The 23,645-nt window shown below is 41.7% G+C and carries 20 protein-coding genes; 5 read left to right on the forward strand and 15 right to left on the reverse strand.

Annotated features, from left to right (window positions below; translation table 11 throughout):
• Window positions 1-442 precede the first annotated feature (442 nt).
• Window positions 443-1,624 carry an ATP-binding protein gene (locus tag GJU40_RS08785; protein WP_343031484.1) on the reverse strand — a complete coding sequence of 394 codons (1,182 nt, stop codon included), beginning with the start codon at window positions 1,622-1,624 and terminating at the stop codon, window positions 443-445.
• Window positions 1,625-1,905: 281 nt separating this feature from the next.
• On the opposite strand from GJU40_RS08785, the gene GJU40_RS08790 reads away from it, so the two are divergent.
• The 3 genes from GJU40_RS08790 (at window position 1,906) to GJU40_RS08800 (ending at window position 3,850) form a co-directional block, all read left to right on the forward strand.
• On the forward strand, window positions 1,906-2,466 hold the full coding sequence (locus tag GJU40_RS08790) for a PadR family transcriptional regulator (RefSeq protein WP_154307368.1): 561 nt from the start codon (window positions 1,906-1,908) through the stop codon (window positions 2,464-2,466).
• A gap of 274 nt (window positions 2,467-2,740) precedes the next feature.
• On the forward strand, window positions 2,741-2,926 hold the full coding sequence (locus GJU40_RS08795) for a hypothetical protein (protein WP_154307369.1): 186 nt from the start codon (window positions 2,741-2,743) through the stop codon (window positions 2,924-2,926).
• 441 nt (window positions 2,927-3,367) lie between these two features.
• Window positions 3,368-3,850: a hypothetical protein gene (locus GJU40_RS08800; protein WP_246188322.1), complete on the forward strand. Its 483-nt coding sequence runs from the start codon at window positions 3,368-3,370 to the stop codon at window positions 3,848-3,850.
• On the opposite strand, the gene GJU40_RS08805 is transcribed toward GJU40_RS08800, so the two are convergent.
• Together GJU40_RS08805 and GJU40_RS08810 are read right to left on the reverse strand one after the other, a co-directional pair.
• A complete protein-coding gene (locus GJU40_RS08805) occupies window positions 3,821-4,450 on the reverse strand; it encodes a TIGR00725 family protein (protein WP_154307370.1) in 630 nt (209 codons plus the stop codon). The genes GJU40_RS08800 and GJU40_RS08805 overlap by 30 nt on opposite strands.
• Before the next feature lie 437 nt (window positions 4,451-4,887).
• Entirely contained in the window at window positions 4,888-5,079 is a 192-nt protein-coding gene (locus GJU40_RS08810; RefSeq protein WP_154307371.1) for a hypothetical protein, read from the reverse strand.
• A gap of 289 nt (window positions 5,080-5,368) precedes the next feature.
• Here GJU40_RS08810 and GJU40_RS08815 point away from each other — a divergent pair, with 289 nt between their 5' ends.
• Window positions 5,369-6,520, forward strand: coding sequence for an aminotransferase A (locus GJU40_RS08815; RefSeq protein ID WP_154307372.1), 1,152 nt, complete (start codon window positions 5,369-5,371; stop codon window positions 6,518-6,520).
• 80 nt (window positions 6,521-6,600) lie between these two features.
• Here GJU40_RS08815 and GJU40_RS08820 read toward each other — a convergent pair whose 3' ends face one another.
• The 11 genes from GJU40_RS08820 to GJU40_RS08870 all read right to left on the reverse strand — a co-directional run bounded on the left by GJU40_RS08820 (window position 6,601) and on the right by GJU40_RS08870 (window position 21,521).
• Entirely contained in the window at window positions 6,601-8,427 is a 1,827-nt protein-coding gene (locus GJU40_RS08820; RefSeq protein ID WP_343031481.1) for a PAS domain S-box protein, read from the reverse strand.
• 381 nt (window positions 8,428-8,808) lie between these two features.
• Window positions 8,809-10,545: an acyl-CoA dehydrogenase family protein gene (locus tag GJU40_RS08825; protein ID WP_154307373.1), complete on the reverse strand. Its 1,737-nt coding sequence runs from the start codon at window positions 10,543-10,545 to the stop codon at window positions 8,809-8,811.
• Window positions 10,518-11,273 (reverse strand): 2-phosphosulfolactate phosphatase, encoded by a 756-nt coding sequence (locus GJU40_RS08830; protein ID WP_154307374.1) that lies wholly within the window; start codon window positions 11,271-11,273, stop codon window positions 10,518-10,520. The genes GJU40_RS08825 and GJU40_RS08830 overlap by 28 nt, the downstream gene beginning before the upstream one ends.
• A gap of 7 nt (window positions 11,274-11,280) precedes the next feature.
• Window positions 11,281-12,333, reverse strand: coding sequence for a phosphotransferase family protein (locus GJU40_RS08835; RefSeq protein ID WP_154307375.1), 1,053 nt, complete (start codon window positions 12,331-12,333; stop codon window positions 11,281-11,283).
• Window positions 12,334-12,397: 64 nt separating this feature from the next.
• Window positions 12,398-13,177 carry an enoyl-CoA hydratase gene (locus GJU40_RS08840; protein WP_154307376.1) on the reverse strand — a complete coding sequence of 260 codons (780 nt, stop codon included), beginning with the start codon at window positions 13,175-13,177 and terminating at the stop codon, window positions 12,398-12,400.
• Window positions 13,174-14,061, reverse strand: coding sequence for a 3-hydroxyacyl-CoA dehydrogenase family protein (locus tag GJU40_RS08845; protein ID WP_154307377.1), 888 nt, complete (start codon window positions 14,059-14,061; stop codon window positions 13,174-13,176). The genes GJU40_RS08840 and GJU40_RS08845 overlap by 4 nt, the downstream gene beginning before the upstream one ends.
• A gap of 165 nt (window positions 14,062-14,226) precedes the next feature.
• A complete protein-coding gene (locus GJU40_RS08850) occupies window positions 14,227-14,793 on the reverse strand; it encodes a TetR/AcrR family transcriptional regulator (protein WP_154307378.1) in 567 nt (188 codons plus the stop codon).
• 63 nt (window positions 14,794-14,856) lie between these two features.
• Window positions 14,857-16,479 carry a long-chain-fatty-acid--CoA ligase gene (locus GJU40_RS08855; RefSeq protein WP_154307379.1) on the reverse strand — a complete coding sequence of 541 codons (1,623 nt, stop codon included), beginning with the start codon at window positions 16,477-16,479 and terminating at the stop codon, window positions 14,857-14,859.
• Between the two features lie 64 nt (window positions 16,480-16,543).
• On the reverse strand, window positions 16,544-17,320 hold the full coding sequence (locus tag GJU40_RS08860; protein WP_154307380.1) for an SDR family oxidoreductase: 777 nt from the start codon (window positions 17,318-17,320) through the stop codon (window positions 16,544-16,546).
• 19 nt (window positions 17,321-17,339) lie between these two features.
• Window positions 17,340-18,557: an acyl-CoA dehydrogenase family protein gene (locus GJU40_RS08865; RefSeq protein WP_154307381.1), complete on the reverse strand. Its 1,218-nt coding sequence runs from the start codon at window positions 18,555-18,557 to the stop codon at window positions 17,340-17,342.
• Between the two features lie 855 nt (window positions 18,558-19,412).
• Complete coding sequence (locus GJU40_RS08870; protein ID WP_154307382.1) at window positions 19,413-21,521, reverse strand: peptidoglycan D,D-transpeptidase FtsI family protein; 2,109 nt, start codon at window positions 21,519-21,521, stop codon at window positions 19,413-19,415.
• A gap of 338 nt (window positions 21,522-21,859) precedes the next feature.
• Here GJU40_RS08870 and GJU40_RS08875 point away from each other — a divergent pair, with 338 nt between their 5' ends.
• On the forward strand, window positions 21,860-22,669 hold the full coding sequence (locus tag GJU40_RS08875; RefSeq protein WP_154307383.1) for a CAP domain-containing protein: 810 nt from the start codon (window positions 21,860-21,862) through the stop codon (window positions 22,667-22,669).
• Between the two features lie 51 nt (window positions 22,670-22,720).
• Here the strand turns inward: GJU40_RS08875 and GJU40_RS08880 are convergent, their stop codons facing one another.
• Entirely contained in the window at window positions 22,721-23,584 is an 864-nt protein-coding gene (locus GJU40_RS08880; protein WP_154307384.1) for an NAD(P)-dependent oxidoreductase, read from the reverse strand.
• Window positions 23,585-23,645: the final 61 nt, after the last annotated feature.

Raw genomic sequence — 23,645 nt, forward strand, 5'->3', positions numbered from 1 at the left:
ACAAATAGAAAAGCGGTAGGCGCCATAAAGAGGAAGTCATGCTAAGTGCGCCACGTCCTGTGGCAACGCATGACTGTCCGACGTCGTGTCGGGCTCTGACAAGCATAAGACGAGCATCTCTAAAAGGCGCTCTTTGCCTTTTGGAGATGATTGGCTTATGACCTCGAAGGGCTGGCGCCTGGAGCTGGACAATTAGAAAAGCGGAGGCAGCTTGCTCAGGCTCGACAAGCATAAGATGGCTTGGACGGAAGGGCGCTCTTTGCCCTTATGGCCAAGACAGCTTATGACCTCGAGAGCCTAGCTGCCGGAGCTGGACAATTAGAAAAGCGGTAGGCGCCATAAAGAGGAAGTCATGCTAAGTGCGCCACGTCCTGTGGCAACGCATGACTGTCCGACGTCGTGTCGGGCTCTGACAAGCCACACCACTTCCCAGTTATTAACATCATCCTTTTTTAAGGTGATTCTTTTTCTCATTCTTGTCATACAGCTTTAGAGTAATTGTAACAACGGTCCCTCTATTTTCCTTGCTGTCATACTGAATTGTTCCCTGCATTTCCCGGATGAGCCGGTTGGTAATCATGCTTCCCAGACCGGTTCCCTTTGTTTTAGTTGTATAAAAAGGAAGGCCTACGTTTTTTAGTTGTTCATTTGTCATTCCTTTGCCATTATCCTCAATTGTAAGAACAACAACCTCATTGAAATAGTCAGGTTTTTTGGTAATGACAACATTCCCTTCGTATTCAATAGATTCAATCGCATTCTTAATCACGTTCATCAGTGCCTGTTTCAGGTGCTGCTCATCTCCATACACATCGTTTTTGTCAATGCCTTCATATTGCAATTCAACTCTTGAATACAGACCAAGGGGTTTCATCAGCTCAATTGAATCCATCAGCGTTTTGTCTATACTGATTTTGCTCAGCTGCTGTTCATTAGGCTTTGATAGTGTCAGATAGCTGGTAATAATCTTGTTGGTCCGATCGAGTTCTTCTAAAATTAAGGGAGTAAATTCCTTGAATTTTTCATCCTTGGTATCTTTGCCAAGAAATTGTATAAACCCCCTTACTGTTGTGATTGGGTTTCGTATTTCATGTGCAAACGATGCTGCCATCTGTCCAATGGTTGAGAGCTTATCCACATACACCATTTCTGCAAACTGCTGATTATTTTTCTTCAAATTTTCAATAATTAATATGCTTGAAAGATAAGTGATATAAAAAGCAAGGAAATACACAATGTAAAAATCTAATGCCAGAAAATCAAGATTCGTATAAAGGATTACAATGTAAATAATAAAATAAATTGCTATAATTGAGGTTCCAAACATCAATTTCATTTTTGATTTTAAAAAGAATCTGCGAAACAGCAGTGCAATCAAAAAAGAAATACAAGTAACAATAATACCTATAGTATAAAATTCCCCGCCGATTGCAAACCTCACAGCTGAAATAATGAGCAAACTGACTGCCCCTGGAAGCCAGCCTGCATAAAGGGTGACAACAAAAACAGCCACCATCCGGAGATCGAAATTGGTATCTTTAAGAGTTTCGATAGGATAAAACATGCAAAGTATACCGGCTAGAGCTCCAATAACACCGTATATAAACTTTTGCTTTATCCGCATATGAAAGTTTGGATTAAAAGGGAAAAATAAATTTGCATTAAATGTAAGTGAAAAAAGAATAGTGATATTCACTATGAGCGGTTTGATAAATGCTATCAATTGATGGATATCCTCCGGACTGCTTTGAAATAAAAATGCTGAATACTGTATTTAAAGAATACCAAGCTTGTCTCTTTATCACAATAAAATAAACAGAAAAGTGTATTTTAGTTGAAAATTAGTAAAACTGAACTATATAATAGAGTGCAAAATAAGTATGTCCTAACGATGGAGTGACTGAGATGTCAATGAAGCTGACGATTCTTGGGCTGCTAATGGAGCGGGAAGCACATCCATATGATATGAAGCAAACAATGAAGTTTCGTCATATGGACCATTATATTAAGCTGCAAAAAGGATCCCTGTATTACGCAGTCGAACAGCTGCTTAAAGAGAATTACATTGTAGTTGCCGATATAGTAAAAGACTCTAACCGGCCTGATAAAACTATATATAGAATAACAGACTCAGGAGAAAAACACTTCCATAAATTGCTGATTGATCAGCTTTCTACCAAAACCAACTTTTTTCACCCTCTTTCCACTGGTCTTGCGTTTGCTCTCCACGGCGATCAAAAACAGGTTGCTGAGATGCTTGAAATACGGTATCAAAAAGAGCTGCAGCGATGCAAGGAACTGAAGGAGATTTTTCATTTATATCATACTCAGGTTCCATGTGCAGTGCTTCATCTTATGAAAGGTGCCATTCTTCATTCCGAAACAGAAACATCCTGGCTGAAGAATTTGATAAAAGATGCGAAGCTTGGAAATCTTAAAAAAATTGGTGAGTATCATGAAGATTAAACCATAGTATTCATCCCTTTTTCAACATATTATTCAGCTTCATAGTTGTTTTCCAACTAATATAATGCTGTATTAGTGAGTAGCTTTTCACTTTTATTTAAAGTAATTATGTTAGTTCTATGTTAAAAAAATCGCAGTATGTAACAGGACTACTTTATATGAAACCGCTTTGAATATGTCCATATGATGAATACTTTCCTGGCTCACTTTGCAATGGCAAAAATCATGATACAATACTCCATGCAAAAGATGAAGAAGAAGGTGTAAGAATATAGTGGGCAACATTCTGTTATTTTACAAAGATCATAGTATGACTGTTTTAGAAAATGTGGAAAAAAAAGTGTTTGTTGAATTAGAGAAAGAGCTGAATCATCAGAGTGGATCATCAAATAAGTTAAATTTTTCACAGTTAGAGTCTATTGCCTGGCAAAGTGATGTTTCCTGGGAGTTTGGTTATTAATATAACAAAGAAGGCCTGCTGAAAAATTTCCAGCAGGCCTTCTTTGTTAAACTTGCTTGTTTATACGGAGTCATTTGTCCGCTTCAGTGCAGAAAAATATACGTTTGTTGCCATTCACAACTTCACCCCTCAGCAGGAGAAAAGCCGGCAAATCCGGAAGCATTATCAGTGCATTTTAAAACATCTCCAATTGACCATAACAAGCCAAGGTCAGCAGCTCCGGCAAAGCATGCCCCTAAATAGAGAAATATACATACAAGGATAGACCGCAGTTTGAAAACATATTGAAGCATTTTTCTCTCTGATAGCTCCCGCCCCTAAAGAAGTGAACTTTCTGGTTCGAACAATTTGTAGAAATACCAGCCAATATTAATCAGGCATTTCACCCAATAAGCTCTCTGAGCATAGTCTATAAACAGATCTATGAAGGGAGTGACCAAAATGTATAATCATCATTCTTTTTTACACGGGGGTTTATACGCAACTCCGCCATATTATGAATTACGCCAGCAGATTCAGCCTGGCTTGGGCGGAACACCATTTGGAGGACAGGGAACCTTTCCGTTCAATCCATTCGGATTTCCTCCAGGCGTAAGCCAACCCGGCATTTTCCCGGGTGGAGGGCAGGGACTACCAGGAGGATCAGGGGGAAGCCCTAGTCAAGTTGGCGCTCCAACCGGCCCTCCTCCCAGTACAATTCCTCCTGAGCCGCAGGGAGTTTCAGCATTCGCTGTAGATCCTGGGGGAATTCGGCGATGTTTATACCGATTTACATTTGTCAGACTCAACAGCGGGCAATCTTTCTGGTACTATCCAACTTTCGTAGGCAGAACATCTATCGCAGGATTCCGCTGGAACCCGCTTCAATTCCGCTGGTTTTATTTCGGAATAGATTTAGAAAGAATCAGATCCTTCAGCTGCTAGTGGGACAGAGGGACAGGCACTTTGTCCCGGCAGGCCGGGACATGGTGCCTGTCCCCTTGTCCCCGTGTTTCTCATAATGACCATTTCTTCTTCCAGCTTTTCAAAAGCCCGCTCGACCGCAGCAGCTGCAGAGTCTGCATATTGAATTTCGACCGTTCTTCTTTCGTCCAGATAGCAGCCTTCAAATGCACTTTCCTTTAACCTCGTTGACCAGCCTCCAGAGGATTCTAATACTACTACAGGCTTCCTATTCATATAGGCAGCTGACAGTTCTCCAAGGGTACCATTGCCTCCACAAATCATAATAATAGCATCTGCGGAATGAACGAGAATCAGACTTCGATAATCAAACGGCAGTCCGGTTGTAATGGGAACATCCAAATACTCATTGGCTACGTCCGTATTATCCCCGGCCAGTATTCCGATAACAAGACCGCCAGCTTCTTTGGCACCTTTGGAAGCTCCCTCCATTACACCGCTCCCTCCGCCTGTCAAAAGCACAGCACCTCTTTTTGCAACTTCCGCTCCCGCTTCTTCTGCAAGTATCTTCGTATTTTCCGAAATTTCTCCCGACTGCCCGATGACAGCAATTCTTTTCAAAACAGTCCCCTCCCCTTTTGTATCGGTATTTTGTTTAATGGTTGCAAACAATCTTTTTTCTATCCAAAAATACAGCCACATCTGAGCTAACACTTCATAACGCAGCTTGTTATGTACCATTATACAGGATCACTTTTCAACTTCATGACATTTACAGTTTTTTAAAAAATCATATAAGAAATTAAATTAAGACATCCTATAAGGAGGCCGGAAAAGAACTGAGGTGATCACATGACAAAGCGAAATGTTAAAACAAAATCGGGACTTCAAACTGCAAAATCAGTTACAGATTTGGATATAAAACACGACTCATCTCCTTCTGATAAACGAGCAGAAAAGACAAGACCGCGTAATCAATAGGGCAGCAGTGAAGCGGGGCAGTAAAATTCATGGCATAGGTAAAAAAAAAAGCCATTTAGCTTATCTCTTAGAGAACGCTAAACGGCTTTTTCAGTTTCTGTATGACTTTCTATAAACTTATTTCTTCTGCTTGCTTGTTGAAAAAGCAGTTGAAGTTCATTTTTATAAAAATGGATAGAGTCCAGAGTCAGGGCGAAGAACATTTCCTGTTTCAACTTTTGAGCAATAATGGCTTCTTCTTTGGTTAAGATTTCTTCATCAAAATCCAAGTCACTCACCTCGTTTATCAGCTATTACATCTTGTATAGTAATAACATTCGTTTCGGCACAGAATTTTTTGTCCGTTACCCTTCCAAACTCCTCATAAAATGTCAAATAATGAAAGGGATTTTTCAATTCGCTTCCCAACACATATGACAAATTAACAGAATTTTGATATGTTCCAATACCCCTTATTTCTTACTTTTAAACAATCGAAAATTATTTTTCCAGGATAAAACTTTCCATACTTTTATGATAAAATGATTTCTATATAAATGCAGCAGAAAAGGTGATAATATGGAACATTTGCTTAACCAAAAGGTGAAAAATCTTGAGCTTTCCGGAATACGTAAATTTTTTAATCTGGTTGCTGACTATGAAGATGTTATTTCACTTACGATCGGCCAGCCTGATTTTTTTACACCGCATCATGTTAAAACGGCGGGAAAAACGGCAATTGATCAAAATTTTACCAGCTATACGCATAATGCAGGCTTAATAGAACTGAGAAAGGCAGCAAGTGAGTTTGTTTTAAACAAATATGGTCAGCATTATAAACCGGAGAGCGAAGTGATTGTAACAGTTGGAGCGAGTCAGGGGATAGATATTGCTTTCAGGACGATTTTGGAGGAAGGATCTGAAGTGATTCTGCCCGGGCCAGTTTATCCGGGATATGAACCTTGTATCAGGATGTGCGGAGCTAAGCCTGTTATAGCTGATACAAGATATACCAACTTCAAACTAACAGCCAATATTATTAAAGCACATTTAACAGAAAAAACCCGATGTGTTGTTCTCCCCTACCCTTCCAACCCGACTGGTGCTGTTTTATCTGAAGAAGAACTGAAAGAAATTGCTGAAGTGCTTCAAGGAAGAGACATTTTTGTATTATCTGACGAGATTTACAGCGAACTGGTTTTTGAAGGAAAACATCACTCAATTGCCAATCTCCTGCCCAGCCAGACAATCGTAATTAACGGGTTATCAAAATCCCACAGTATGACAGGATGGAGAATAGGCCTTTTGTTTGCCAGAGAAGAAATCACAAAGCATATGCTTAAAGTACATCAATATAATGTTTCCTGTGCTTCTTCCATTTCCCAGCGGGCCGCACTTGAGGCATTGACCGGCGGAGTTGATGATGCCATCATAATGAGAGAACAGTACAAAAAACGCGCTGATTATATATATGGAAGGCTCGTTAAAATGGGGTTAGAAGTTGTAAAGCCCTCTGGTGCGTTTTACGTATTTCCTTCAGTAGAAAAATATGGCTTATCTTCATTTGATTTTTCCATTTCCATGGTAAGTGACGGCGGAGTGGCTGCAGTTCCCGGCAGTGCCTTTTCAGCCAGCGGAGAGGGCCATATCAGGCTGTCCTTTGCCTACTCGATGGAAGAGCTTCAGGAAGGTATGGACCGGATGGAAAGATTTTTAACACAAATTAGATAACATTGCCTTTTTCAGCAAAAATAACAGCGAAGAACCATACTCTGGCCTACAGGAAAATTCTTCGCTCTTTTATGCTGCAGTCAGGGCCCGTCAGCTGCCGGAAAAGAAACTGTAAAAATGGTTCCCTCATTTACTTTGCTTTGAACGCTAACGCTGCCGCTGTGATTTTCTATAATTTTATACGTAATCATCAAACCAAGACCAGTTCCCTTTTCTTTTGTAGTAAAAAAAGGCTCACTGATTTTGATTAACAGCTCTTCAGGAATGCCCTCTCCTTCATCCTTTACCTCCACCAGAATTTTTCCGTCTGCCTTTTTGCAGGAAAGATAAACATTTCCACCAGCGGGCATAGCATCAATTGCGTTTTTCAAGAGATTTATAAATACTTGCTTGATTTGATTTTGATCACATTGAAGTAGTAGTTTACAGTCTTCATATTCCTGCCTGATCCAGATATTATTCAAATTAGCCTGAGTTTCCAGCAAAGCTGATACATCATGAAGCAAATTTTTGATATCCACTTGCTTATAAACGTTTTCCTGCGGCTTTGCAAGCATAAGAAGCTCGCTTAATATCAGTTCAATTCGATTCAATTCAGAAAAAACAATATCATAGAATTGTTTTCTCTCGTCGTGCCCTGACTGCATCAACTGCATAAAACCCTTAATGGCAGTGAGCGGGTTTCTAATTTCATGGGCAATCCCCGCAGCAAGCTGGCCTGCAACAGAGAGCTTTTCAGACTGCAGGAGTAATTCCTCTGCCCTTCTCCTATCTGAAAGATCTCTTAAAATCACCTGTACTGCAGGTTCACCAAAGTAGGAGGTGGGAATGCAGACTGTTTCTGTGTAGATGCGGTTATTTTTATAGGAGCGCCATGATTGCTTCAGCAATTCTACTTTAGATTTTCCAGAGGTAATCTTATAAAGAGTGTCTGATGTCATGGACTGGTCTTCTTGATCCAGAAAATCATACACATCTTTTCCAAGCATGTCCGGGTAATCACGAGCTTCAAAAAGGGAAACACCTGATTCATTGATGAACACCCATTTCCCTTTGTGGATAACCCCAATTGTATCAATAGAATTTTGTATGAGGAGCTGATAGCGTTCTCGGCTTTCTTGAAGGATTTTTTGGAATTTTTTTCTGGAGGAAATATCATTGAGCAAAACAATTTCAGCCGGTTTTCCGTTAAACGTAACAGGTGCAGCCTTCACCTCTACATCAAGAGGGATGCCGTTCAGCCTTCTCCATCTTTCTTCAATTAATCCTACGGCCTGCCCTGCCTGGGTCCGCTGAATTCTGCTGTTCACAATCCCATGAAATTCGTTATCTATCAAATCATATACCGTAAGTCCGAGCATATGCTGAGATGCGGGGGCTCCAAAGAGCTTCACGAGGGCTGAATTAACATATTGTATTCTGCCTTTTACGGCTATTAACAAAGGAAATGGAATATTATTAAAAATCACTACATTTTCAGTCTGAAGTTCTTTCTTGACTTCTTCCGGTTTCAAGAATGCCTGTAATTCCGGTATAGCGACCTCCACCGGCTCTGCATCACATTCTATAGATACCGCTTTGAGAATGATTTCTTTTTCACTGTTGGCAAGCTTGTTTTCCACAAAGTCTACAGTTGTTTCAACCCATGTATACTCTCCATCTTTTCTTTGAAATCGGAACGTGACCGGGTGCATATGATGTTCGTTAAGAAAGTAGCTTTCAATTAAAAAAACATCTTCTTTATGAACGATCTCCTTCAAATACTTCCCTATTAACTCTTCCTGGTTAAAGCCAAGGAGAGAAAAAACGGTTGCAGAAATGTATAAAAATTTACCATTAGAAGTAACAACCGCATACATATCTACCTCTTTTTCAGCAGCTGACGCCCCTTTAATTGTAAAGTTCACTTTTATTCCCCCCTTATGTTACTCTTTTTTCTATTCCGGGATATGAACTATTTTAAACGAAATGCAATCTCATTTACATTTCGCCCACTTTTGATTAAATCCTTCTAAATTTAAATTTTTGACAGATAAAAAGGCAGATATTTGAATATTTTGCTGATTTTCCTATCATATAAATTGTCAGTTTTCCATTTTCATCTCCTTAAAGACAGTTGCTTTTCTCAGGAAGACACCAGTTGACCTGCAGGTGAAGATGAAGGGATTCCTTAATACTTTTGGTTAGACCTTTCACCCCTAAGAGAACTGTATAAAAAAAAACCGGACAGCGGGCCGGTTGATGCTAAGTATAATCATGAGGCCGGTGAACGACGCTGCTTTCTCTTGTTAGCAGACGTAAGAACCTTTTTGATAAAGTGTGTCAGCAATCTCCCGCATGACTGCTACATTTTCTTTCATGTAATGCTGCAGAAAATTTTCATTTATGCAGATCATCAGTTCTTTTCTTTCACTATTTTGAGGCAGGCTGTTCAATAGTGCTTTTGCAATCAGCTCGCTTTTTAAAATTGCACGTTCCAAAAAAGCTTTTGTAAGCATCTCTTTCAGCTGTTCCCCCTCGCTTCCATTCTTTGCTTTGGCTTTTCTCGTTCTGAGCACGGCAGATTCTGCTGCATAAAGAGTAATCGCCAAGTCTGAGAGTTTCATAATGCTTTCCTGTTCCTCCAACACTTGTTCTCCGTATTCCAGATATACCTGGCCTGCTAAAGAGAGAAACAGCTGGCGCAGAAAATCTATCCCTTCCAGTCCTCCGGCACGAAGCTTTTCAGTTGCCTCTTTAATATATGTCTGAAGATTCAGCTCTCCTTTTGCAGCCTTTTTGAAGAGAAGTCCAGGCATCAGCAGTCTGTTAATCTCGTTTGTTCCTTCAAAGATGCGGTTTATTCGCGAATCTCTATAAAGCTTTTCCACACCGTATTCTTTTATATACCCCGCCCCTCCATATAACTGAAGCACTTCATCTGCAGCATCATCCAGCGTCTCTGATCCAAACACCTTGCAGACTGAACATTCTCCCGCAAATTCCATTAACCTTAGCCCAATCAATTTGTGATCCTCCGTATCAGTTAGACTACCCAGAGCTTCTTCAAGGAGTCCTGCCGTCCGGTATTGCAGGGACTCTGCCGCATAGATATCAGCCGCCATTTTAGCCACTTTTTCTTTTACGGAAGGAAAGTTCGCAAGTGGTCTTCCAAACTGCTTACGTTCCTGAATAAAAGCAATTGCCATTTGCAGGGCATGTTTTGACGCACCCATGCAGGCAGATCCTAAGTTGTAACGCCCTAAATTTAGAACATTGAATGCAATGATGTGTCCCTTTCCTTCTTCCCCAAGCAGATTTTCTATAGGAACAAGGCAATCTTCCAATATGACAGACCTGGTAGATGAGCCTTTGATGCCCATCTTATTTTCTTCTGGTCCAAGAGAAAGGCCGGGAAAGCTCTTTTCAACAATAAATGCGCTGAATTTTATACCGTCAACCTTTGCGTAAACAATAAATGTATCAGCAAACACAGCATTCGTAATATAAATCTTGGTACCGTTAAGAACATAATGTGTGCCTTCACTATTTAGCAAAGCAGATGTGCTTGAAGCCAGCGCGTCAGATCCTGCTCCTGGTTCTGTTAAACAATAAGCGCCAAGAAATTCCCCGCTTGCCAGCTTCGGGAGATAATATTCTTTCTGCCAGGCTGAGCCAAAATACGTAATCGGCAAGGTTGCAATACAGGTATGATTGGAATGAGCTACTCCATATCCGCTGCTTCTTCCAATTACTTCACCGACGATTCCTTTGCTGATTTTATCTAATCCAAGACCGCCATACTTTTCAGGAACTGAATGGGCAAGCAGCCCTAAAGAACCTGCTTTTTTCATCAGCTCTGCAACTTTGGCAAAATTTCCTTCCTCCAATTCCTGTGAACAAGGATCAACTTCTTTTTCTAAAAATTGCTTTGCAGAAGAGGCAATCATGCGATGTTCATCTGTCATATCTTCCGGAGTGAAAACAGCCTGCTCTAAAGTCCTCCCCAATAAGAAGCTTAATCCCAAGCTGTGCGTTTTTTCCATTCCTCATCTCCCCTTCCTAACAGTTTACTTCCCTTTAATACAGGTACTGCGGTATAAACGTCCTCTCGGCTGATGAACGAAATAATTGCATTCAACCCATACTGTTCCAGCATTTTCCCAGTACTTGACTGAAGCAAAATCTCTTCTGCTTTTCCAGCATAGGCATTGTAAAACAGCAGGGCTGCACGGGCTGCATCTGTGAGGTCTCTTTCTCCGGCTATCAGCAGCTTTGCGATAAGTGCTCCAGCTCCATAAAAATCTTCCATGCAGAATCTTCCCGAAGATCCCGAACAAATTATAACAATGGTCCTGCCTCCAGCTTCTGCTTCCAACTGTGCTGCAACAGCTGAAAGATTCAAAAGTGAGGCGATGTACACTTTTTCAGCCGCAAAAGAGCCAGCCACAGCTACAGTCCCATTGGTTGTAGAAAGAACAAGGCTCTTTCCCTCCGTCACATGGAGAAGAGAGGCCGGGTTCGGATCCAGAAAGCCTTGAATGGTTTTCCCTTCGTATTCTCCTGCAAGCAAATAACTGCCAGGTTCTAGTGCTGCAGCACATTTCTCAGCTTCTTCGCTGTTTTTCACTGGAATGATTTCCTTCGCGCCATGTGCCAGAGCTGTCACAATCGTTGAGGTGGCGAGAAGGATATCCAGTACTACTGCAGCTTTCCCTTTCATTTGTAACTCTTTTATCTCTTCCTTCTTATAAAGAACATGAATTTTATTCATAGAAATCTCATTTCCCGGTTTGCGCAAGTGCATGCTGTATGAGAATTTCAGTATATTTTCCAAAATCAGCAAATCGCTGATCCGCTGTTTGACCCTTTTTATACCTGTAATAAATCTGCTGACAAATGACAGATAATTTGAAATAAGCAAATGTCAGATAATAATGAATGTGGGTGAGATCTTTCCCGCTTTTGAGTGCATATCTTTCCATAAACTCTTTCCTGCTGTAAAACATTCCAGATGCAGTCACGGACGGTTTTCCTAAACCAAGCTTCAAAGGTAACGGATCATCAGGTTCCATCCAGTAGCTCATTGCTGCACCGAGATCTGCAAGAGAATCTCCTACAGTAGCCATTTCCCAGTCGAACAAACCGGAAAGCTCATATAGATCCCTTGAAAAAAGTGCATTGTTCAGCTTGAAATCATAATGAATGACAGAAATATATTGTGTATCCGGAATACGTTCAGCCAGCCATTTCATTAGTATATCCGCTTCTGCAATATCATCTGTCTTGGCCCGCTGATATCTCTCGATCCATCCCGTGACCTGTCTTTCCATAAATCCGTTCGGTTTGCTGATTTCAGTCAGACCGGTTTGTTCATATGGAACTTTATGCAGTTCTGCAAGAGTATCCGCCATCAATGCAGAAATTCTCTTTCCAGCTTCCTCTTTATTCTCAGTCCACTCCGGAAGCTCGGTATCTACCAGAATTCCTTCTTTCCGTTCCATTAGAAAAAACGAGCTTCCCAGGACAGTTTTATCACCACAGTATGTTAAGGGTTTCGGAGCAAGTGGAAACAGGGGGTGCAAGGCATTCAAAACTTCGTATTCCCGTTTCATATCATGAGCTTTTGGTGCTAGAGGTCCCAAAGGAGGACGCCTGAGCACCGCTTCCCAATTTCCCGCTTTTAACGCATATGTTAAATTAGAAGCGCCTGTTCCAAATTGAGTAATTTCCAGTGGTTCCTGGGGAAAATCCCTTATCTGTTCGCTTAAATACTGAAAAAGCTTTTCTTTCCTTAATTCTTCTCCTTTTCTGACCGGGATTGTCGCCGACATGGATGCCAACCTCCTTTTACTAGTCTTCAGCTATTTTCCAAATTCTTGAAAATGAAAGTGCCCTTTATTTATGGACAAACACCGGTTTTCTCTTTTCAAAAAAAGCAGTTACTCCTTCCCTGACATCCTCCGTCTGAAAAACTTCTTCAAATAGTTCCGCTTCATACTCCAGTCCTTTCTGAAGTGTTGTCTGCAATCCGGCATCAACCGCTTTTTTTATTTTTGATAACGCCGGGAGAGAATGGCGGCTGATTCTTTTTGCAAGCTCCATCCCTTTAGCTATGCCTTCTCCCCTAGGAACAACAGCATTTACAAGTCCAATTCTCTCAGCGCGCTCCGCACTAATGGCATCACCGGTATACATCATTTCTTTAGCAAGTGCTGAACCTATTGCTCTCGGCAGACGCTGTGTGCCTCCGCCCCCCGGAAACAGGCCCAGCTTGATTTCAGGCAGGGCAATACTTGCATGCTGTTCGGCAATGATCATATCAAAAGCCAGTGCCAGTTCACATCCTCCTCCATAAGTAAGCCCGTTTAACACTGCGATAGTGGGTTTAGGAAAAACATCCAGCTTGTACAAGAATTCATGATTTTTCATAAAATCCTCTTTGATTCCCTTTTTGCCCATCCAGCTGGGAAACTCTTTTATATCAGCTCCAGCCATAAAAGCAGTACTTCCCGCACCGGTTAACACTACTGCCACAATGTTCTTATCCCTTTCCAACTCTTGGAATGCTGCCAGCAGTTCTTCAACAACCTCCGCGCTCATCACATTCAGCGGAGGATGATCAATAGTAACAAGAGCTGCTCCCTCTTCCTTTGTAACCTGCACATATGAACTCATACATTTCTTCCTCCTTTACTGCTGTATGTATACCAGCCCTGACCCGTTTTCCTGCCAAGCTGTCCTTGCTTTACTTTTTCCTCTATACACGAAAAAGGCTTATCATCAGGATTACCGGTTTCCTGATATCTTTGCTGCATCACATAATATCCAACGTCGATCCCTGAAAGATCCATCAGTTCAAAAGGCCCGATTGGATGATTGAGCGCTTTTCTGCATATGACATCAATGTCCTTGTAATCTGCATAACCATTTTCATATAGAAACACTGCTTCCTTTTGAAGCGCTCCCAAAATTCTGTTAGCCACAAAGCCTGATATTTCTTTTTTCAGCAATACCGCAGTACGGTTCACTCTTTCGCACACCTGCATGGTGATGTTCGCCGTCTCCTCAGAGGTATCTTTGCTGACCACAACCTCAACACAGTCCATAACAAGCGGAGGGAAGAAGAAATGCATGTTAATGACTTTTTCTGGTGAATTTGTACTCTCAGCAATGAGGGAGTTGACAATGGTCGAGCTGTTTGTTGCAAGAATGGTGTGCTGAGGTGTAATGCGGTCCAGCTGTTGAAACAGCTGCCTCTTTGCTTCAAGCTTTTCAACAATTGCTTCTATAACAAAATCAGCATCCCCTGCAGCCAGCTGTAAATTCGTTGTCATAGACAAGTGATTAAAAGCAGCCTCTTTCTCTTCAGACGTGATTTTATTCTTGAATACCCATTTTTCCATGATAGCCTCAAGCCTGCTGCTTGCTTTAGTGAGCACTTCCTCATCTAAATCGTATAATACCGTTTGAAAGCCTCCGAGAGCACATAGCATGGCAATTTGATGGCCCATCTGGCCTCCACCGGCAACACAGATTTTTTTTACATCCCCAATTTCCATTTATCTTTCCTCCCCTACTGACCGGTTGGTATGTTTTGTTGAAAAGAAAACTCTCAAAGGAGAGTTCAGCTATTTCTCATAAAGGAATACCTAGCAAAAATACACGCCCAGCCTCCCCCAAAAATTCCTCTTCCTTCGAAGCAGAGCTGAGCAGCACCAATGACCCTAGTCTCTTTGTATACCTTCCAGCAGCATTTTTAAGAAAATGCCGGATACCTCGCTGTCTGTTCTTTTACCACTGGGATTGAACCAAAAATAACTCCAGTTTGCCATTCCTAAAATGCCTAGTGAGACGATTTCTGCAGGCAGATCGCTCCGAAATTCTTTCTTTACAATGCCATCTTCCAGCACCTGTTGAATGTTTTTTCTGAATTGCTCTCTTTTAGGAACGATCAGTTCTAAATGATCCTCACTAAGATTTCTCATCTCTCTAAAAAACACCTTGGCACTCAGGCCTTGTTTTTCTATGTCACTAATTAGTTTGAAAATGATTTCATAAAGCTTTGATTTTGAATCTTTCTCTTGATTTTCCATGATCTTTTCCTGATGGCTGAGAAGGTTGTCAATATATTGCAAATGAATATCCATCAGCAGCTGTTCTTTGCTGGTGAAATAATAATAAAAAGTTCCTTTCGTTACTCCAAGAACATCCACAACATCCTGAATGGAGGTTTCGTTAAATCCTTTTTCACCAAACATACGTATACTGTTTTCTATGATTCTGTCTTTCATCCCTGTATTCCTCTCAATCTAGTTGTCTTGAGAAGAATTATAACACAGCGAGTTACAGCAGTACTAAGAGGCAGGATTACCCGATCCTTCCTCGCGAAGTGCTCTTCTCAAAATCTTGCCAACACTGGTTTTTGGAAGTTCTTGGCGAAATTCAATATATGACGGCACCTTATATGCTGACATTTGTTTTCTGCAAAAAGCTGTAATGTCATCCTCAGATGCTGCAGCTCCGTCTTTTAACACAATGAATGCTTTTACAGTCTCTCCTCTGTAAGCATCAGGTACGCCCACCACAACAGCCTCTTGAACCGCAGGGTGTTCATACAGAACTTCTTCAATATCCCGCGGATAAATATTATATCCGCCTGCTATAATCATATCTTTCTTTCTGTCAACGATAGATAAATAGCCTTCTTCATCCATGCTTCCAATGTCTCCGGTATACAGCCATCCTTCCCGCACAGCTGCAGCAGTTTCCTCCGGCATATTCCAATATCCTTTCATGATCTGCGGCCCCGCAACAATTACTTCCCCAAGCTGACCGGGCGGCAGTTCATTTTCTCCCGTTCCTACATCAACAATTTTGTAAGCGGTTGCAGGAAACCCGAGACCTACTGTACCCGGCTTTCGATCGGCAAACGAAGGGTTGCAGTGAGTAGTAGGTGCAGCTTCAGAGAGTCCGTAACCTTCCAGGATCTTAGCTCCTGTTTTTCGTTCAAATTCCCTCAGCAGCTCAACAGGCATCGGTGCGCTTCCACTATTGCAAATTCGGATACTGTCAATTCCGTAGGCTTCTGCTCCTGGATGGTTTGTAATGGCCACATACATAGTCGGAACACCGGGAAAGATTGTCGGCGATTCTTGCTTTATGACATTCAGTACTTCTTCGATTTCAAATCTGGGGAGGAGAATCATTGAGTTGCCGCCAAGAATTGTTAAATTCATACAGGAAGTCATGCCGAATACATGGAAGAGAGGAATGACCGTTAAACATCTTTCCTGCCCGAGCCTGACATCGTTCTTAAAAAATTCCAGAGACTGAACGACATTGGCAACGAGGTTTCTATGAGTCAGCATTGCCCCCTTTGAACGCCCTGTTGTGCCTCCAGTATATTGAAGAACGGCCACATCATGCTCAGGAACAATTTCTGCCGGCCTGATCTGTCCCGTCTGAGTGGACAGGAAAGCATCAAATGGCATTGCCCCTTCTGTATCTATTCCCGGTTTCAAGCTTACAGCAATAATTGTTTTTAATCCTGTATTTTCCTTGATTGCTTTTACTCTCGGGTATAATGCATCATAGACAACAATCGTTTCTGCTCCTGAGTCATTCAGAATATATTCTAATTCTCTTTCAACAAGCATAGGGTTTACCTGGGTAACGATGCCTCCTGCTGTTAAAGTTCCGTAATAACTGATGACGTATTGAGGGCAATTGGGAAGCATGATAGCCACACGGTCTCCTTTTTGGAACCCATCACTTTGTAAAGCGGAAGCAAAGCCCTGTACAAGTCCCAGTAACTCTTTATAGGACATCTTTCTTCCGAAAAATGATACAGCTTCACGATCTCCATAGGTTTCCGTTGTACGCTGCAGCATCTGCGGCAAAGAAATGTCAGGTATTTCAACGTCATGATGAATGTGTTCTGGGTAGCTGGCAAACCATTCAGATTTATTTAAAGCCATTTTAAACTCCCCCCAGTTAAAATAATAGTTGCAGTTTTCCCTTTGAAAACTGCACGTTCAAAGGCTACATAGCATGCGTACCGCCATCAACTATCAGCACATCGCCTGTTACATAATCAGATGCTCTTGAAGCCAGATACACAACGGCTCCCTTTAAATCCTCATTAGAACCAAGACGCTGTAACGGTGTTTTTTCAAGAATATAATTTTTCCCATGCTCTATGATGACTTTGGACATTTTTGTTGGAAAAAAGCCAGGTGCAATCGCATTGACATTGATCCCATACTGCCCCCATTTAACAGCTAAATCCTTTGTAAAGGTAATAACAGCTCCTTTACTTGTGTTATAAGCAATAGTATCCATGAAACGGGGATCCACCCCTCCCAGTCCAGCAACAGAAGAAATATTGATAATTTTGCCCTTATTCTGCTGAATCATCACCTTTCCTGCTTCCTGACTCATCAAAAACGTTCCGGTTGTATTTACATCAATTACTTTTTGCCATGCTTCAAGAGGCATGTCTTCTGCAGGTGCTCCCCAGGTTGCCCCGCTGTTGTTGACAAGAATATCAACAGACCCAAAAGTTTCGACCGCTGCAGCTACCACCGCCTTTACCTCATCCTGCTTTGTTACATCACATGACAATGCAAGAGTTTTATTTCCTGTTTGCTTTTGAAGCCTATCTGCAACTTCCTGACATGCTTCCACCTTTCTTGAACAAAGGACAATATTTGCACCCGCCTCTGCCAACGCTTCTGCAAGCTGCTCTCCAAGCCCCCGCCCTCCTCCGGTGACAATGGCTGTTTTACCGTTAAGATGAAATAGTTCTAGAGCGTTCAAGATATCCCTCCTTATTTCTTCAAACATTTATCTGATGTTTTTTCAATTCAAGCTTTGCAACTTGAGCCCTGTGAACTTCATCAGGACCGTCTGCTATTCTCAGCGTTCTGGCATTCGCCCATAAAGCCGCTAAAGGGAGATCTTCACTAACACCTGCTGCACCAAAAGCCTGTATTGCCCTATCAATTACTTTCAGGGCCATAGATGGAGCAACTACCTTGATCATCGCAATCTCTGCTTTCGCGGCCTTATTTCCTGCAGTATCCATCATATAAGCTGCTTTTAAGGTTAACAGTCTTGCCTGCTCAATTTCTATCCTGGAGTCTGCTATCCATTCGCCAATAACCCCTTGCTGTGAAAGACTTTTTCCAAATGCTTCCCTGTATTGAACACGCTTACATAATTCCTCAAGTGCACGTTCTGCTGCACCAATCAGTCTCATACAATGATGAATTCTGCCGGGACCCAGCCTGCCCTGAGCAATAGCAAAGCCTTTTCCTTCCCCCCAGATCATATTTTCTTCCGGGACCCTTACGTTTGTAAAAGAAATTTCAGCGTGTCCATGAGGTGCGTGATCATAGCCGAAAACTGGAAGGGTGCGCTCAATAATCACACCTGGTGTATCAAGAGGAACGAGTATCATAGACTGCTGTTCATACTTGGGAGCATGGGGATTTGAGCGTCCCATAACGATTGAAATCCTGCATCTGGGATCTCCTGCTCCGGACGACCACCATTTTCGTCCGTTAATGACATAGTCAGCCCCATCTTTTTCAATGCTTGTTGCGATATTGGTAGCATCTGAAGAAGCGGTATCAGGCTCTGTCATTGAAAAACAAGAACGAATGTCTCCATTGAGCAGCGGCTGAAGCCATTTCTGTTTCTGCTGCTGCGTTCCATATCTGACGAGAACTTCCATGTTTCCAGTATCCGGAGCTCCGCAATTAAACACTTCAGGCGCAAGCAAAGATCTACCCATAATCTCGCAGAGAGGTGCATACTCGGTATTCGTCAGACCTGCTCCCAATTCACTGTCTGGCAAAAATAAATTCCAAAGCCCCTTTTCCCGCGCTTTCTTTTTCAGTTCTTCCATGACATGCGGCACAGTTTCCCATCGCGAAGCTTCTGCATTTAATTGTTTTTCATATACCTTTTCATTTGGATAAATATACTCTTCCATAAAAGCAGTAAGTTCTTTCTGCAATTCTTCTACTTTTGAACTGTACTGAAAATACAATATTTTTCTGCCTCCTTTCTATACTGACCGGTTGGTATGTACTTTCTTCTATAATCATATAATAAGAGACTTCGACATTTCAACAATTTTTCTAAAAATTCTGTAATAAGGAGCTGATGGTAGCCCAGAGTTTGAATACCTTAATATTTTGCTGAACGGAGGCAAATTTATTAGATTGTGAAAATACAAGTATTCTACTGAATAGGGTAATGGGTTTTTATTTAAGAAAAAGTGGTGAGGTGCCTTGGGGAAACCATCATACATAGATAAACGGAGGAACTCCGCCTATTTTAAACAAACGATGAAAATGGACTGAATTAAACGGAGGATTTTCGTCTAAGCACTCAAAAAACCTTAAAAAGGAGGATTTTTAGCAGCTTAAGCGGAATTCGTTCCCTTATTTTCTCCTAAAAACGGCTAATTTTGAATGTAACCGGAATTCCTACCCTTATTTCTCCTTAGTCGGGATGGGGAAGCGCCTTGTGCATGCTGTTCCTGCCAAATTGCCCTTCATCGCCCCTCAAGAAGGACATTTCCCTTGCTATTCCATTCAGTTTTGTCCTTCATCACCCCGATGAAGGACATTTCTCTTGCTGTTCCAGTCAATTTTGTCCTTCATCGCCCCGTTGGAGGACCTTTCCCATGCTGTTCCAGTCAATTTTGTCCTTCATCGCCCTCATGAAGGACCTTAGACACTATACATATAGTAACGGAGGAACTTCGCTATTTAGTGAAAAGGACTAAAATGGATGATTTGAACCGCTTAAGCGGAATCGGGAGGGTAACCAATTACTTCATATTTCAACTAAGCTATGCAAACGAGCAAAAAAAAAGAGGAAATCAATTGATTCCCTCTTAGTTTACAACTTCTACATTCGTATCAGTATCGATAACCTGCTGTGTTTTTTCTTCGTCAGTTAGTGCTTCAGTGTCTCCAGACTGATATTTTTCCTGCAATGTGGCATAAGCCTCCACTACCCGTTTGGCAATATTCTTATTTATTGTCGATTTACCTCCATAAGGAACCACTACACTAAACGCAATTTCCGGCTGCTTTGAAGGATAGTAGCCTACGAATGTAAGATTTGTTGTCAATCTTCCATTCAAGTAGGTTTCAGCCGTCCCTGTTTTGCCGCTCACATCGTACTTTCCGAATTTGCCGGCTGCTGTTCCTTGAGATCCCTGGGTAACAAGCCTGAAGCCTTCTTGTACACGCTTCAGATCTTCAGGGGTATTGTTGATGCGATTAAGGATTTTCCCTTCGTTTTCAGCTACAATTGCGCCCAGCTCGTTTTCATTGCCTGGTGTATGGACAGATTTCAGCAATCGCGGTGCGACCCTGTAGCCTCCATTTGCGATAGTAGACACATACTGGGCCATTTGCAGCGGCGTGTAAGTGTCAAACTGTCCGATTGCTAAATCAAGAAGCTTACCCATTTGATCCGGATCAGCTTTTTGCCCGACTGATTCGTAAGGCATATCGATTCCCGTAGGAACTCCAAGCCCAAATTGGGAAAAGTAATTTCTCATTTTTACAAAAGCATCCATTTTTGCCCGAAAAGGTCCATTGGGGACATATTTTACTCCTGCAATGTCCATCGCAATATAAAACATGTACACATTCGAACTGACCTCAAGTGCATGTTCATCATTAAGCCAGCCAAAACCTCCGGCTCTCCAAGACTTTTTCTCTCTCGTGCCGGCAAACTTTATCGGTCTGTCATAGAAGGACGCACCATGTGATATGCCATTCTGATAACCTGCCAGAACTGTGGCTCCCTTAACTGTTGACCCCATCTCAAACTGCTGGGTAAACGTCCCGAAAGCAAAATCTTCTGTTTCGCCATTTTCATTGATCACCTTGCCGCCTAAAGAGAGAACATCCCCTTTATAAGGATCCATGACGACAACAAAAGCACGGTCTACATTACGGTTTATTGATCGTGCCTCCCGAACTTCTTCCTCGATAATTCTGTCCACCTCTTTTTGCAGCTCGATATCAAAAGTAAGCTGAAGATCGTAACCCCTTCTGCCTTCATCAATCACTTCTTCTGATACAATGTTTCCATTACGGTCAGAAGTAAACAGGACCTTGGATTTACGGGGATTCAGATAGTCTTCATACTGCAATTCAAGAAAGCTTTTTCCTACCCGCTCATTTCGCGCATAACCTCTTGCCAGATAGTGAGATTTGCGGTCCTCCAGAATTCCTTCTTCGGGCTTTGTCAGCCCGCCGAAAATTGTTCTAAGTGTACGGTCATAAGGATACTTTCTTGCCCAATCTGTAATGACATCAACTCCAGGAAGCTCTTCCAGCCTTTCAGCAACAATTGATAATTCAGCTTCAGTTAAATCATCTGACTTTACCACTTGCGGCTGATAGGCATAACCAGAGGAAAACCTTGTATAAATGACGGCCACTTCCAGTTCTTCCGGATCCTTTCTCAGCTTTTCTATTTCTTCAGAAGGCACCCTTTCCAGCTGCAGCTTATTTGTCTCTTTCGGTTCCAGCGACAGCTCACTGTCCTTTAAAAGCTTTTTCGCTTTCTCCGGGTTGGCCGCAAGCCAGTAATACTTCAAGTCTGTCACTTTCTTGTCCTCCTGATATTCATCAGTAGGAACTTCAATATATTGAGCAAGCTTCTCTGCGATCTGAAGCTTTTCTTTTGCTTTTGTTTTTCTGTCTACTGTATAGGTAATGGAAGGAACGGCTGTATTATCAACCAGCACCCTTCGATATTTATCAATCATTTTACCTCGAGGAGCAGGAAATTTTGCTATATCAGCATCAGTTTTTGAAACTTCTTTTGAATACTCCTCACCCTGGACAATCTGGACAACTCCTAATTTAACAATCAATGCGACAAAGAGCAGAAATATAAAAAAGAAAAAGATATTGATGCGAAACTGCCTCAATTTCTTTACCTTGCGCTGTTCAGGCTGATTTCCCTTTTGCTCAGTCAATTTTTTCGGTTCTCCCTTCGGTATTTCCTCTTCACAAAACTATATATATTGTAACATTTATGTAAAACTTGTCATATATCTTTGTACCTAAAAAACTATGTCAACCTCAATTTTTATGAAAAAATTAGATTACTAGGAGATTTATGGGTGATATCTTAAAAGAACTGTAGGAAGGATTTCTTTCGTAAACCCTTTAATCATAAGGATTTATACAAAGTACAATATCTTAAACATTGTAAATGGAAAGTCTTGGGCACTTTGTTACAAAAAAAGCGTGTTATGATGAGTTTGTCATCGAGACAACTACAAATAAGAAAAAAACGGGAGGCATAATCATTATGTTTAAAAAAGCGACAGTTCTTTCATTAGCAGCTGCAGCAACTATTTTTACTTTCAATTCAGGACAAGCTAATGCACAGGAAGTACAATCTTTTAAAATAGAGGTAAAACAATTAGATCAATCTTCAATTGAGAATTTGCTAAAACAGCATTTTCCTAACCTAAAATTTAATTTCCAGCAAGCTCCAGCTCCAAAGCCTGTTGAGCAAGCTAAACCTGCTCCAGCTTCAGCTCCAAAGCCTGCTGAGCAAGCTAAACCTGCTCCAGCTCCAGCTCCAAAGCCTGCTGAGCAAGCTAAACCTGCTCCAGCTCCGGCTCCAAAGCCTGCTGAGCAAGCTAAACCTGCTCCAGCTCCGGCTCCAAAGCCTGCTGAGCAAACTAAACCTGCTCCAGCTCCGGCTCCAAAGCCTGCTGAGCAAACACAATCCAGCGTGAGTGCGTTTGAAAAGAAAGTGGTTGAATTAACAAACGTTGAGCGCCAGAAGCAAGGTCTTAAACCGTTGCAGCTTGATGAAGCTTTAAGCAAAGTGGCAAGAGTAAAATCTCAAGATATGAAAAACAAAAACTATTTTTCTCATACAAGCCCTACTTACGGATCACCATTTGATATGATGAAGCAATTCGGCATTTCATACAAAACTGCCGGTGAGAATATCGCTATGGGTCAGCGCTCTCCTGAAGAAGTTGTAAAAGCGTGGATGAACAGTGAAGGACACCGCAAAAATATCATGAACGGCCAATATACACATATTGGTGTAGGACATGTAGCGGATGGTAACTACTGGACTCAAATGTTTATCGGAAAATAATAGATTCATTGAAAAATCGCCGGCTCCCTGCCGGCGATTTTTATTTTAACTTTAATAATTCCAAAGCTTATACAATGCCTGAGTTCCGCTGTTATCCTCATTGCGGTCCAGCAGTTCACCATATAGAGATCTGACAAGCTGAAGTCCTGGCATCTCGACATCCATATGCTGAATTTCAGAAAGTGCAATATCCATATCTTTTACGAAATGTTTTACGTAAAAACCGGGTTCAAAGTCTTCCTTCAGCATGCGGGGCCCCAGATTGCTTAATGACCAGCTTCCGGCAGCGCCGGTAGAAATACTTTTAAGCACATTTTCAGGATCCAGCCCGGCTCTCTTTGCATATACGAGGGATTCACAGACCCCGATCATTCCTGAAGCTATTGCAATTTGATTGCACATTTTTGTATGCTGACCAGATCCAGGACCTCCCTGGTAGACGATATTTTCTCCCATAGCCTCGAAAATACTCCTACAGGCCAGAAAATCCTTTTCCTCACCGCCAGCCATAATAGCAAGAGTTCCATTTTTTGCTCCGATATCTCCACCTGATACAGGAGCATCAAGAGCAAAGATACCTTTATTTTTTGCAGCCTGATAAATTTCTTTAGCCAGTGAAGGCTTAGAAGTTGTCATGTCAATTACATATGTACCCTCTTTTGCATAAGCAAGAATTCCATCTTCACCTAAATAGACTTCCTCCACATCCTTTGGATAGCCAATTATGGTGATCACTGCATCAGCACCTTCAGTTACTTCTTTAACAGATTCCTTCCATACGGCTCCTTTTCCTATGATAGTTTCCGCCTTGCTCTTTGTTCTGGTGTATACTTGCACTTGAAAGCCGGCTTGCATAAGATTGTCCGCCATGCTTTCCCCCATTACACCTATTCCAATAAAACCGATTGTTTTCATTCATTCCCGCTCCTTATCGTGATTGTTAACACTTTTTTCAGCAAGTCAGACATTTGGTGGA

Origin of the sequence: Metabacillus lacus (assembly GCF_009674805.1) — a bacterium.
GTDB classification, from domain to species: Bacteria; Bacillota; Bacilli; order Bacillales; family Bacillaceae; genus Metabacillus_C; species Metabacillus_C lacus.

Excerpts from the sequence above, each read along its gene's own strand:
- GJU40_RS08785 (WP_343031484.1), bottom strand. The coding sequence starts at position 1,624 with ATGCGGATAAAGCAAAAGTTTATATACGGTGTTATTGGAGCTCTAGCC.
- GJU40_RS08790 (WP_154307368.1), top strand. The coding sequence starts at position 1,906 with ATGTCAATGAAGCTGACGATTCTTGGGCTGCTAATGGAGCGGGAAGCA.
- GJU40_RS08800 (WP_246188322.1), top strand. The coding sequence starts at position 3,368 with ATGTATAATCATCATTCTTTTTTACACGGGGGTTTATACGCAACTCCG.
- GJU40_RS08815 (WP_154307372.1), top strand. The coding sequence starts at position 5,369 with ATGGAACATTTGCTTAACCAAAAGGTGAAAAATCTTGAGCTTTCCGGA.
- GJU40_RS08825 (WP_154307373.1), bottom strand. The coding sequence starts at position 10,545 with ATGGAAAAAACGCACAGCTTGGGATTAAGCTTCTTATTGGGGAGGACT.
- GJU40_RS08830 (WP_154307374.1), bottom strand. The coding sequence starts at position 11,273 with ATGAATAAAATTCATGTTCTTTATAAGAAGGAAGAGATAAAAGAGTTA.
- GJU40_RS08835 (WP_154307375.1), bottom strand. The coding sequence starts at position 12,333 with ATGTCGGCGACAATCCCGGTCAGAAAAGGAGAAGAATTAAGGAAAGAA.
- GJU40_RS08840 (WP_154307376.1), bottom strand. The coding sequence starts at position 13,177 with ATGAGTTCATATGTGCAGGTTACAAAGGAAGAGGGAGCAGCTCTTGTT.
- GJU40_RS08845 (WP_154307377.1), bottom strand. The coding sequence starts at position 14,061 with ATGGAAATTGGGGATGTAAAAAAAATCTGTGTTGCCGGTGGAGGCCAG.
- GJU40_RS08850 (WP_154307378.1), bottom strand. The coding sequence starts at position 14,793 with ATGAAAGACAGAATCATAGAAAACAGTATACGTATGTTTGGTGAAAAA.
- GJU40_RS08855 (WP_154307379.1), bottom strand. The coding sequence starts at position 16,479 with ATGGCTTTAAATAAATCTGAATGGTTTGCCAGCTACCCAGAACACATT.
- GJU40_RS08875 (WP_154307383.1), top strand. The coding sequence starts at position 21,860 with ATGTTTAAAAAAGCGACAGTTCTTTCATTAGCAGCTGCAGCAACTATT.
- GJU40_RS08880 (WP_154307384.1), bottom strand. The coding sequence starts at position 23,584 with ATGAAAACAATCGGTTTTATTGGAATAGGTGTAATGGGGGAAAGCATG.